The 11,133-nt window shown below is 69.5% G+C and carries 13 protein-coding genes, 1 tRNA gene and 1 pseudogene; 12 read left to right on the top strand and 3 right to left on the bottom strand.

The window, feature by feature from the left end; genetic code table 11:
• The first annotated feature begins 100 nt into the window (after positions 1 to 100).
• Positions 101 to 241 (top strand): hypothetical protein, encoded by a 141-nt coding sequence (locus ACFPZI_RS23780; protein WP_381366431.1) that lies wholly within the window; start codon positions 101 to 103, stop codon positions 239 to 241.
• Positions 242 to 762: 521 nt separating this feature from the next.
• Complete coding sequence (locus ACFPZI_RS23775) at positions 763 to 1,596, top strand: PIG-L family deacetylase (RefSeq protein ID WP_381366365.1); 834 nt, start codon at positions 763 to 765, stop codon at positions 1,594 to 1,596.
• 480 nt (positions 1,597 to 2,076) lie between these two features.
• Here ACFPZI_RS23775 and ACFPZI_RS23770 read toward each other — a convergent pair whose 3' ends face one another.
• Positions 2,077 to 2,604 carry a hypothetical protein gene (locus ACFPZI_RS23770; protein ID WP_381366362.1) on the bottom strand — a complete coding sequence of 176 codons (528 nt, stop codon included), beginning with the start codon at positions 2,602 to 2,604 and terminating at the stop codon, positions 2,077 to 2,079.
• On the opposite strand from ACFPZI_RS23770, the gene ACFPZI_RS23765 reads away from it, so the two are divergent.
• Positions 2,559 to 2,693: transfer RNA gene (locus ACFPZI_RS23765), tRNA-OTHER, on the top strand. The two genes, ACFPZI_RS23770 and ACFPZI_RS23765, sit on opposite strands and share 46 nt — an antisense overlap.
• A 238-nt stretch (positions 2,694 to 2,931) precedes the next feature.
• Here ACFPZI_RS23765 and ACFPZI_RS23760 read toward each other — a convergent pair.
• Complete coding sequence (locus ACFPZI_RS23760) at positions 2,932 to 3,228, bottom strand: GYD domain-containing protein (protein ID WP_381366360.1); 297 nt, start codon at positions 3,226 to 3,228, stop codon at positions 2,932 to 2,934.
• A gap of 423 nt (positions 3,229 to 3,651) precedes the next feature.
• Here ACFPZI_RS23760 and ACFPZI_RS23755 point away from each other — a divergent pair, with 423 nt between their 5' ends.
• From ACFPZI_RS23755 to ACFPZI_RS23730, 6 genes are all read left to right on the top strand, one after another.
• On the top strand, positions 3,652 to 4,347 hold the full coding sequence (locus tag ACFPZI_RS23755) for a transcriptional regulator (protein WP_381366357.1): 696 nt from the start codon (positions 3,652 to 3,654) through the stop codon (positions 4,345 to 4,347).
• A 19-nt stretch (positions 4,348 to 4,366) separates the two neighbouring features.
• Positions 4,367 to 5,092 (top strand): 5-formyltetrahydrofolate cyclo-ligase, encoded by a 726-nt coding sequence (locus tag ACFPZI_RS23750; RefSeq protein ID WP_381366354.1) that lies wholly within the window; start codon positions 4,367 to 4,369, stop codon positions 5,090 to 5,092.
• A gap of 549 nt (positions 5,093 to 5,641) precedes the next feature.
• Positions 5,642 to 5,962: a GYD domain-containing protein gene (locus tag ACFPZI_RS23745; RefSeq protein WP_381366352.1), complete on the top strand. Its 321-nt coding sequence runs from the start codon at positions 5,642 to 5,644 to the stop codon at positions 5,960 to 5,962.
• Positions 5,963 to 6,066: 104 nt separating this feature from the next.
• Entirely contained in the window at positions 6,067 to 6,204 is a 138-nt protein-coding gene (locus ACFPZI_RS23740; protein ID WP_381366349.1) for a hypothetical protein, read from the top strand.
• Positions 6,205 to 6,570: 366 nt separating this feature from the next.
• Entirely contained in the window at positions 6,571 to 6,786 is a 216-nt protein-coding gene (locus tag ACFPZI_RS23735; RefSeq protein ID WP_381204653.1) for a type II toxin-antitoxin system VapB family antitoxin, read from the top strand.
• Positions 6,783 to 7,205 (top strand): PIN domain nuclease, encoded by a 423-nt coding sequence (locus ACFPZI_RS23730; protein WP_381366346.1) that lies wholly within the window; start codon positions 6,783 to 6,785, stop codon positions 7,203 to 7,205. Before ACFPZI_RS23735 ends, ACFPZI_RS23730 begins: the two co-directional genes overlap by 4 nt.
• A 468-nt stretch (positions 7,206 to 7,673) precedes the next feature.
• On the opposite strand, the gene ACFPZI_RS23725 is transcribed toward ACFPZI_RS23730, so the two are convergent.
• Positions 7,674 to 8,405, bottom strand: a complete 732-nt coding sequence (locus ACFPZI_RS23725; RefSeq protein WP_381366343.1) for a flavodoxin family protein — start codon at positions 8,403 to 8,405, stop codon at positions 7,674 to 7,676.
• 138 nt (positions 8,406 to 8,543) lie between these two features.
• Here ACFPZI_RS23725 and ACFPZI_RS23720 point away from each other — a divergent pair, with 138 nt between their 5' ends.
• From ACFPZI_RS23720 to ACFPZI_RS23710, 3 genes and pseudogenes are all read left to right on the top strand, one after another.
• A complete protein-coding gene (locus ACFPZI_RS23720; protein ID WP_381366341.1) occupies positions 8,544 to 9,545 on the top strand; it encodes an NAD-dependent epimerase/dehydratase family protein in 1,002 nt (333 codons plus the stop codon).
• Between the two features lie 143 nt (positions 9,546 to 9,688).
• Positions 9,689 to 10,384 (top strand): glycosyltransferase family 2 protein, encoded by a 696-nt coding sequence (locus tag ACFPZI_RS23715; protein ID WP_381366338.1) that lies wholly within the window; start codon positions 9,689 to 9,691, stop codon positions 10,382 to 10,384.
• A pseudogene (locus tag ACFPZI_RS23710) lies at positions 10,381 to 10,986 on the top strand (TIGR04282 family arsenosugar biosynthesis glycosyltransferase); the annotation flags it as partial. The gene ACFPZI_RS23715 and the pseudogene ACFPZI_RS23710, both read left to right, overlap by 4 nt.
• Positions 10,987 to 11,133 lie beyond the last annotated feature (147 nt).

Raw genomic sequence — 11,133 nt, 5'->3', positions numbered from 1 at the left:
CCGCATCCGCTACCAGCAAGAACAGGCCCTCGCGGCATAACGAAAATGTGTCCATGATCACGGGGAAACTTCACTGCGCATACTCCAGCATGCTTGCCGTATGTCCTCAACGACTCGCATCACCGTCACCCTGCCCAGCAACCAGGTGACGGAGCTCCGCAAGCTCACGGGCAACGCTTCCGGCTACGTGGCGGAAGCGGTCGCCCGCCAGATCCGGCGCCTGACCGAGCCAGGCTGGTAGGCCCTCGCAGCCACCCTCACCGACACGGAGAGCGCCGGCCACGATCCGGCGGAGGCTGCCGAACGGCGGGAGCTGGGCACCGCCGACTCGATCAGTGACGTGCTGGTGTGGCGGCTGCGCCGCCTGGCCGACCTGCCCGCCGATGCCACCACCATGCCCGACCACACCCTCTGCCGGCGTGCTGTCTCGCCTGCCCCGAGCCGAGACGATCGGCCCCGCAGGATGCGGTGATGCAGCACATACGCCGGTGCCGGATGGAAGTCGGATCCGACGTGGCGCTGAGATGTGCGGGTCGCGTCTGTATCTCGTTCGCGTTGAAACGCCGACGTGTGGGCCAAGCGGCCGTGCCGGGAACAGCCGGTCCGGGCGGCGCTGTTGCATCGACCGAGGCGCCGGCGCCGCGCGGGCGGGGGACACCGAGACCACAAGGTCGTCCGCCCCACCAGGATCCGGGCCCCAGAATCGCGGTACGCCCGCCGCGCTACTTGGACCAAGACGTATCTCTGCAGAAGGACTGTTTCATGACTGACCGGCCCTTGACGCTCATGGCAGTACACGCCCACCCCGACGACGAGGCCACCGGAACCGGAGGGGTCCTCGCGCGGTACGCGGCGGAAGGCATCCGCACGGTTCTCGTGACGTGTACCGACGGCGGTTGCGGTGACGGGCCGGGGGGTGTCAAGCCGGGCGATCCCGGGCATGATCCGGCGGCCGTCGCCTTGATGCGCCGTCAAGAACTCGAGGCGAGCTGTGACGTCCTGAAGGTCAGCGAGCTGGAGATGCTGGACTACGCCGACTCCGGGATGATGGGCTGGCCGAGCAACGACGCCCCCGGATCCTTCTGGCAGACCCCCGTCGAGGAAGGCGCCGCCCGGCTTGCGGAACTCATGCGGCACTACCGACCCGATGTGGTCGTCACCTACGACGAGAACGGCTTCTACGGTCACCCCGACCACATCCAGGCCCACCGCATCACGATGGCGGCGCTGGAGATGACCACGCTGACACCGAAGGTGTACTGGACCACGATGCCCCGCTCGGGGATGCAGCGGTTCGGCGAAATCATGCGCGAGTTTCATGAGGACATGCCGGAGCCGGATCCTGCCGAGGCCGCCGCGATGGCTGAGATCGGCCTCCCTGACGATGAGATCACCACGTGGGTGGACACCACCGCGTTCAGCAGTCAGAAGTTCGATGCGCTGGCCGCGCACGCCAGTCAGGGCGAGAACATCTTCTTCCTCAAGATGGGCAAGGAGAAGTTCGGTGAGTTGATGGGCAAGGAGACCTTCGTACGTGTCAAGGACGCCACCGGCGCCGCCGTACCCGAGAACGATCTCTTCGCCGGACTGCGCTGATCCACCCGTCCGACCGGCGGCCGGGAAAGCTCATCGGCCGCACGGCGCAATCGAGCGGGACACACAGAGTCGCCGTCCGTCGCGAGCTTTCCAGCGCGGTCAACCTCGGTGACCGAGCTGTCACACGTGACCTCGGCGACGAGCAGCGCCCCGTACGGCTCCTCGCCGAACTACGCGGTCGTCGTGACTTTGCGCGGACACTTCGAGCGTCGTGAGACTTGGACATACTTCTCTGACAGTGCCTCCGCGATACCCCAGCTGGGCCACTCGTATGCAGCTGCAACGTCACATCAACAGCTGGTCTCCGTACGAGGCAGCCCATGCGCGGTTGCACCGTCAGCAACGCCGGCCTCTCCCCTCTCGAGGTTCCGTGCCCTCCGCGTGCCCGTAGAGACGGAAAACCACGGTCGACAAAAGCGTCTGATGCGCATTCCAGTCGGTTGGCAGGAGGCCATGGACGACCTCATCGCGTTGGCCTGGTCATTGATCGCAGGAAATCTCAGCCAACCATTCCGGGGTGTAGCACTCAGCGAACGACCACTTCTGGTCCGAGTAGCGGTCATCCGCGCTGTCGGTGTACACCTCAAGCGTGGCTTGCGGCGTCAGGCGGTAGTACTCGCGAATCGGGTCACCCTCCACAGTGGGAAAAGCCACCTTCAGTTCTGCGCCCTCACCGCTCTTGAGGGCTCGCCGGAGGCAAGCGATTTCCCGAACCGCCTGCTCCTGCATCTCCTCACCCTGAGCCAAGCTCACCTCGCCACAGCTTGAAAACTCAGTTCTGGACTCCCATCGGTCCTTGACCGGATCGTCCAGCACGCCGCAACCTCCAGCCACCAAGGACACGGCCGCCATCGCGACGAGCCGCGCGCGGGCCGAAACAGCCGCCACGCAGCGACGACGAGTGCTGCTCTCACCTGTCGTCCGCACCAGGTCCACCGACCCCACCCGTCGCAATTGGTCCGGCACGTCGTCGTCGGAGTACAGGGGCAGACCCGTCTTCGCTCCCAAAGCCCCTCCCCGAGCCCAATACTTGATCGCGGCTGCACCATACCCGCCGGCTCCGAGATGAGACGCAGGTTCGAATCCTGCCGAGTGCACACAGAGGAGAGGCCCCGGCGAGATCCGGGGCCTCTCGCGTTTCGGGGGCGTGCAGCAGCGGGCTCCGACTGCTCGGTGCCGCTGCCGCCCATCGCTTCGGACAGCTTGCCGAGCTCGGCGTGGACCTCCTCCGTCATGGCGATCTGCGCGTGCCGCCCCCCGGAGCCGGGGGCACCAGCCAAAAGACCCCGGACCGATCATGGTCCGAGGCCTTCCGTCTGCGGGTCTGACATGCCCTCAGTCAGCGGCCTTGGCGATGATGCGATCCATCTCCTCCTGGCCAAAGGCCCGCAGAGTCGTGGTACGGACGTTGCCCACTCCGCCGAGCTGCAGGAGCGCCGCGGTGGCGGTTTCGTCGTCGGGCGCCTCAACAACAGCCACGAGGTCGTACGGGCCGACGGTCCAGTAGATGTTCAGGAGCTTCGCCCCGAGCTTCTGTACTGCTGAGGCGAAGGTCTCGGCGCGCTTCGCGGTGTCCTTGTAGTTTCGGACCCCTTGATCGGTCCAGTTCAGCAACGTGACATACGTCGGCATAGCCCTTCACCTTCATGAGGCAACACATTACGAGGCTAATCCTGGGCGTAACATTCGAAACATGCACAAGGTGCGCAGCCGAATGAGCTCGAACGAGGGCGGGGCGCAACCTCCCGCGTATGACTGCGTCGCGGAACAACGCGTTCAGTGCTCCCACACATCCGGGCCGCCCTCACGCCACTCGATCAGCCCGGACTGCCGCACCCAGTCATCGTCGACGTCCTCCAGACCCGCGAAGCGCAGGAACTCTTCGATGGGCTTGGCGCTGACTATGGCGCCGGCCTGACACTGAGCCGGGAGGGGGCACGGTGTGATGCGCCGGCTGCGTGGTGACCCCGTAGCCTGGGGGTCCCTGGCCCGGATGCCACAGGGAGCACTTCCAGCCGATAATCCGGGGCGAAGAAGTCGTGCTGTCGGGGGCAGTTGGTCTGGGACGCCTCCCAGCGCCGCGACCACACCACCGCGAAGACCTACTACGAGCAGAGCGCCGACCTCGCCCGCCACCTACGGGACACCACGCTCGAAGCCCACGCCTTACTGCGCACCTGCTACGTCGCGCTGTACGGCGCCCGCGACGCGCAGGCCGGGCTCGCGCTCGCGGAGCAGGCAGCCGAAACCGCCGAGCGCACGAGTCCCGCCCTGACCGGGCTGGCACTCCTGCATGTCGCCGAGGCACACGCCATACTGCGGTCGACCTCGGACTGCGAACGCGCGCTCTCCAGCGCAGAACGCCAACTCGCCCACGCGGACGGCAGCGACGCCGCCGCCGACCTGGTGTCACCAACCCAGTTCGGGCGCCTCGCAGGCTCCTGCTACCTCTCCCTCGGAGACCACCGACGGGCCGAAACCCTGCTGACCAGCACGGCGGAGAAGCTACGAGACAGGCGAAAGTCACGCGCGATCGTGCTGGGGAACCTTACGCTCGCCCGTATCCGTCAACGCGATGTCGAGGCGGGAGTGGCCAGCCTCACCGAAGCCATCGCCGAACTGGAGACCACACGCGGAGGCGGAGGCATGAACATCGTCTTCGGAGCCGCCCGCGAACTGCACCCCTGGCGACAGGAACCCCTCGTCGCAGAGGTCCACGACAGACTGCTCAGCTTGATGACGGCAGCGTAGGAGAGAGAAGGAGACACCGATGGCAGCCAACTCCCTGGACCGCGCCAAGCAAGCGGTACGCACGCAGGTCTGGGATGCCCTGACCGCCGCGGACGCCGTCCACGACCTCTCCGTCCACGGCCGCATCCCCCACTTCAAGGGCGCCGAGGAAGCCGCGGCCCGACTCGCGGGGCTCCCGGCCTGGCAGCGCGCGAGCGTCGTCAAAGCCGTACCGGACAAGGCCCAACTCCCGGTCCGGGCGAGGGCCCTGGAGGAGGGAAAAACCGTCTACATGGCGGTCCCGAAGTTGGCCACCCCCAAGCCCTTCTACCTCCTCGACCCGGCCACCCTCACCGTCCCACCCACCGAGGCCGCAGCCAGCCGTACCGCTGCCACGATCGCCCCCACCGTTGAGGTGGACGCCCTTCGCCCCCTGGACCTGATCGTCCTCGGCAGCGTCGCCGTCAACCGCGACGGCGCCCGCATCGGCAAGGGCGCCGGCTACTCCGACATCGAGTTCGCCCTACTCACCGAGGCCGGTCTGGTGACGCCGGAGACCATCGTCGTCACCACCGTCCACGCACTCCAGGTGGTCGAGACCCCGATCCCCACCACCGAGCACGATGTCGGCGTCGACCTGATCGTGACCCCCGACAAGACCATCACCTGCCCGAACCCCCATCGCCCATCAGGAGTCGACTGGTCGGCCCTCACGGCGGAGAAGATCAACACGATCCCGGCGCTCATGGCTCGCCGGGGCACCTGACCACCAAAGCGGGAAGCGTCCGATCCCACACCACGAACTGAGTTACAACTTTCTCCACTGGTTCAAGGCAGCTCGCCCCGCTCACCGAGCGCCCCGCCCCCGGCCGGCCCTGCGCTCCTGTCTCCGCCCGCTCCAGCCCGGCCGCGCCCGTGCCGCGCGCACAGCAACCAGCCGCCTGATCCCAGAGAAGAGGTACGTCGCGGCTGGGGCGGTCGGCTCCACGGCTTTACACCGTGTTCTATGTGGTGAGCCGCTACCTGCGATTCTCCGCTGGTAGGGGGCTCTGGGTGGGCCTGGTCTGTTGATGAATGACGGCCCGAAGCTTCTCGCGTCACTTCCGCGCGGCCTTGGCGTTGCGGCCGTGTGACGCGTCATGGCGTGTTCAGTGAGCTGAGCAGCGAAAGCTCGGCACCTCGCAGCTCCTCGGCAGCGGTCAGTGGAAAGAGGCTCGGGTTCCAACGAGTGAATTTAGCCGTCCGCGAGTAGCGGCCGGTGTGACAGCGGGAAGTCCCTTGCACACCCGACAAGCGATGGGCAGGAAGCATCCCTATGCCGAAGTTCCTCATCCAGGCCACCTACACGCCCGAGGGCACCAAGGGGCTGCTCAAGGAAGGCGCGAGCGGCCGTCGCGCCGCTGTCGACCAGGTCGTCACCGGCCTCGGCGGGCAGGTCGAGGCCATGTACTTCGCCTTTGGGGAAGACGACATCGTGCTCATCGTCGACTTCCCCGACCCGGTCTCCATGGCCGCCGTCAGCCTCACGGTCAAGGCCGGCGGAGCCCTCCACACCCGGGCCACCCCTCTCCTCACCCTCGACGAGATCGACGAGGCCGCCCGCCGACAGGTCGCCTTTCGCGCCCCCGGCACGTGAACCCCGGAGGCGGGGACACATCTGCTCTTCGTAGCTGAACACCTCTGAAGCCGACCGCGCGTCCAAGACCGGGGCCATGAGCACTGACAGTGCACTCGACCTCCATGGCCCCGGCCACTGGCGCGATGCTCACCCCGCACCACAGCCGCACCGGATCGAGCGGGGAACAGCCGGGAATCACGGTGGAAGCAAGCGCCGCCGACGAGGCCGCAGCTCAGCGATTCTCCCGGGTCAGCGCCTGATCCGGTCGCAAGCGATCGCAGCTTCCCAAGCTGATAGCTCTGGACGTCAGCGCCTGGTCACTGTCAACCATCGGCCAGCAGGCACTGAGCGGTCCCGGACCGGCCACGGGCCGCCTCGGAGAATCGCATACGCAACGTCTGCCGAACAGTTCCTCACGGCACCCGCCCCCCACACGGTCTCCGCCGACCTGCGGACGCCGACGGATGCCACCGGGGCAAGGTCGTGCCCAATTTCGTGACGCCCAAGGCAACCGATCACGGGAGCCGGGCACGGGAGCACCGGCGTCCGGCCGCGGTCACCACCCGGCAGGAGCAACGTCCTCGTATATACTTGACGGCACTCAATATATCCATGGAGGTGCATCAATGACTCGCACCGTAATAGACCTCGACGATCAGCTGGTCGCCGACGTGGCCAAGGCCCTCGGCACCAGCACCAAGAAGGAGACGGTGAACACCGCCCTGCGCGAGGTGTTGGAGAACCGGCGGCGGGCCCTGGCCCTCACCCGCCTGCGGGCGGCGGCGGCCGAGGGCTCCTTCGATCTCGATCTCCTTGAGGACAAGGGGAACTACCGTCGGTGAACGCCGCTCAGTTTCTGATCGACACCAGCGCACTCGCCCGGCTGTTGCGCGGCGACGCCGAGCAATACGGATGGGACCAGGCGGTGGCAGCCGGACTCATCGCCACGTGCCCCATCACCGAGCTGGAGTTCTTCTACAGCGCGTGTTCCGCCGCCGACCGTGCACAAGGCATCGAGAATCTGCGCCTGCTCTTCGGCTGGGTGCCGGTCGACGACCGCGCCTACGACCGCGCCTGGCAGGTCCAGGAGACCCTCACCCAGCGCGGACAGCACCGCAGTGCCGGAGCCGTCGACCTCGTGGTGGCGGCCACGGCCGAGTTACAGGGACTGACTCTCCTCCATCGCGACCGGGACTTCGAATGCATCGCCGCCGTCACAGGCCAGGCGCTCCAGTGGTATGGGCCAGAACCCGGCAAATGAACCCAGAGGGCCGGGCGTTCGGCTGTTCCGTGGAAGCCTTGGCCACCGGCCTGGGGTGGCCGAGGGGGAGCGCGGAGCCATTCGACCTCCCGGACCCAGTAGTCCGGGGACCCCTGTCCGGCCACCCCCTCCCTTGGCCGCCGTGTTCCTCGGCGAGGACATCGAACCGGCTCATCTCCGCCACGGAAGCCAACAGCCTCCACTGGCATGGGTCAGCGCCACCTGCTCGGAGTCGTCCGGCTGGGCTGCGGCAGCGCCTACGGGAAGCACTGGAGTGATCAGTTCCCACGACTCGTCCGACGTCGGCCGCTTCGGTCGTCCCCGCCTGTACCGCCCGCCCCCTGTACCGTCCGCCTCCTGCGCTGTCCGCCTTCTGTGAGTCGCTCGTCCGACTCCCGTTCGACGGACGGAGCGGTCGTCCCGGGCTGCCCGGCGGATGACGAAACCTTCGCGTCCGCCGGGGACCGGTCAGCGGTGCTCGGGGTTGTCCGCGCCCGGGCGGCAGCCGGCGTCCCACTGCGAGCGCTGGTTGCCGTGGGCGGGGATGCCTCCGGCGCCCTTCAGCAGGGCGGCGAGGTGCATCAGGTTCCAGGTCATGAAGGTGGTGTTGCGGTTGGTGAAGTCGTTCTCCGGGCCCCCTGAGCCGGGGTCGAGGTACGACGGCCCGGGGCCGGCCGCGCCGATCCAGCCGGCGTCCGCCTGGGGCGGGATCGTGTAGCCGAGGTGCTGGAGGCTGTAGAGGACGTTCATGGCGCAGTGCTTCACGCCGTCCTCGTTGCCGGTGATCAGACAGCCGCCGACGCGGCCGTAGTAGGCGTACTGCCCCTGGGAGTTGAGCAGCGAGGAGCAGGCGTAGAGACGCTCGACGACCCGCTTGGTGACGGAGCTGTTGTCGCCCAGCCAGATCGGGCCGGCGAGCACGAGGATGTCGGCGGCCATCACCTTCTCGTACAGCTCGGGCCAGGCGTCGGTGGCGAAGCCGTGCTCGGTCATGTCCGGGTGGACGCCGGGTGCGATGTCCTGGTCCACGGCGCGGATCAGGTCCGTGGTCACGCCGGCGGCGTCCATGACGGCCCGGCTCTTGTCGATCAGGCCCTGGGTGTGGCTGAGCTGCGGGGACGGTTTGAGGGTGCAGTTGAAGTAGAGGGCGGTCAGGTCGTCGTAGCGGTACGGGGTCTCGGTGAAGGGTGAGGCTGTCATGGGCGGCAGCCTCTCGCACGATTTCCGGTTTGCCCTGGTTCGACGCACCCGCGCACACCTCCTCCGCATGCCTGACGAAGTCATGGCCTACGGGCGCGGTCCCGTGGTGCGGCGCCGGCGCGGACCTAGCGTGGCCGTATGCGCGTACTGGTCACCGGCGGTGCCGGGTTCATCGGGTCCCATGTCGTCGCCGCGCTCCGGGAGCGCGGACACGAGCCGCTCGTGTTCGACGTGCGGGAGGATCCCGGCGCCGACGTGCGGGACCCGGCAGCCGTCGGCCGTGCCCTGTCCGGTGCGGACGCCGTGTGCCACCAGGCCGCGATGGTCGGGCTCGGCAACGGGGTCGCCGACGCGGCGGAGTACGTCTCGCGCAACGACCTGGGCACCGCCGTGCTGCTCGCCGCCATGGCGGAGGCCGGCGTCGGGCGTCTCGTCCTGGCCGGGTCGATGGTCGTCTACGGGGAGGGGCGGTACGAGTGCCGGCGGCACGGAGTCGTACGGCCCGGGCCGCGTGCCGTCGCCGACCTCGAAGCGGGCCGGTTCGAGCCCACCTGCCCGGTGTGCGGGGACGGCCTCTCCCCCCGCCCGGTCGGCGAGGACGTCCCGGCCGATCCCCGGAACGTGTACGCGGCGACCAAACTCGCCCAGGAGCACCTGGCCGCCGCCTGGGCCCGCTGCACCGGCGGGTCGGCGGTGTCGCTGCGTTATCACAACGTGTACGGGCCCGGAATGCCCCGCGACACCCCGTACGCCGGTGTCGCCTCCTTCTTCCGCTCGGCGCTCGCCCGGGGCGAAGCACCGCGCGTGTTCGAGGACGGGCGGCAGCTGAGGGACTTCGTGCATGTCCGGGACGTGGCGGCGGCCAACGCGGTGGCGCTGGAGGCGGAGGCCGCCGGAGGTGTGCTCACGGCGTACAACACCGGCAGCGGTGAACCGCACACCGTCGGCAAGATGGCGCGGGCGCTGGCCACCGCGTACGGCGGGCCCGAGCCGGTCGTCACCGGCGAGTACCGGCTCGGGGACGTACGGCACATCACCGCGGACTCGTCGCGGCTGCGGGCCGGGCTGAGGTGGAAGCCGGAGGTCGGTTTCGAGGAAGGCATGGCGGAGTTCGCGCGGGCCGGAATGCGAGGGGCATAGGACCGCGCCGGGGCATGGGACCGCGCCGTCGCCGGTGCGCGCCGTCGCCGGTGCGCGCCCGAGTAACGCCCCGGCTTTGGATGTCCGCGTTTCATGAGGAGCGAAAGCCCGGTATGCCCGATTCGCATTTGTAGGGTGACCCCGTGACGACGACCCCTCCGGACGTCGACGTGGTGCTGCCCTGCCTGAACGAGGCCGAGGCCCTTCCCTGGGTGCTCGAACGGATCCCGCCGGGCTGGCGCGCCCTCGTCGTCGACAACGGTTCCACCGACGGCTCGGCCGAGGTCGCCCGCGCGTACGGCGCGACCGTCGTGCACGAGCCACGCCGGGGCTTCGGCGCCGCCTGCCACGCCGGACTGACCGCCGCCACCGCCGACGTGGTGTGCTTCTGCGACGGCGACGCCTCCCTCGACCCGTCGCTCCTCGTCCCCTTCGTCCGCGAAGTCCGGGACGACGAGGCCGACCTGGTGCTCGGCCGACGGCGTCCGCGGGGCCGGGGCGCGTGGCCCGCGCACGCCCGCGCCGGCAACCTCGCCCTCGCACGGATGCTGCGCCGCCGCACCGGGCTGCGCCTGCACGACCTCGGTCCCTTGCGCGCCGCCCGCCGCGCACCCCTGCTCGCCCTCGGCCTCACCGACCGGCGCAGCGGCTATCCGCTCCAGATGGTCGTCCGCGCGGCCGACGCCGGCTGGCGGATCGCCGAGCACGACGTGCCGTACCTGCCGCGCACCGGAGCGTCGAAGGTGACGGGCACCTGGCGCGGCACCTGGCAGACCGTACGGGACATGAGGCGCGTGCTGCGCGAACCCCCCGCGCACGAGGGAGGAACCGTCCGTTGACCACGCTCCTCGTCATCGCCAAGGAGCCGCGGCCTGGCCGGGTCAAGACCCGGCTCACCCCGCCGTTCACGCCCGGTCAGGCGGCGGAGCTGGCCGAGGCGGCCCTCGCGGACACCCTGCACGCCGTGGCGGCCACGCCCGCCTCCCGGCGCGTCCTCGTCCTGGACGGCGCCCCCGGCCCCTGGCTGCCGCCCGGCTTCGACGTCGTACCGCAGTGCGCGGGCGGGCTGGACGAGCGGCTGGCGGCCGCCTTCGCGCACTGCGACGGCCCGGCCCTGCTCATCGGCATGGACACCCCGCAGGTGACGCCGGAGCTGCTCACCGTGGACTTCACCGACTGCGACGCCCACTTCGGCCCGGCCGAGGACGGCGGTTTCTGGGCCCTCGGTCTGGCGCACCCCGATCCCGCCCTGCTGCGGGGCGTGCCCATGTCGACCTCGGGGACGGGAGCGGCCCAACGGAACCGGCTCCTCACCGCCGGCCTGCGGGTGCGCGACCTGCCGCCCCTGCGCGACGTCGACACCGCTGCCGACGCCCACGCCGTCGCCGCCCTGGCCCCGCACGGCCGCTTCGCCGCACAGCTGGCCCGGTGCACGGCGGTCGCGGGGCCGGATGCGCGGCCGGTCACCGGGGGCGACTCGCCGCCGGCCACGGAGCCGGACCCCGGGCCGGACCCCGGGCCGGACCCCGGGCCGAACCCCTGGCCGAACCCCGGGCCGGACTTTCCACCGGCAGGCCGGCCGGGCTCC

It is taken from the genome of Streptomyces chlorus (assembly GCF_042655885.1).
GTDB classification, from domain to species: domain Bacteria; phylum Actinomycetota; class Actinomycetes; order Streptomycetales; family Streptomycetaceae; genus Streptomyces; species Streptomyces chlorus.
Note: the sequence above shows the minus strand (reverse complement) of the source record. Positions and strands in the feature narration are given on the sequence as shown.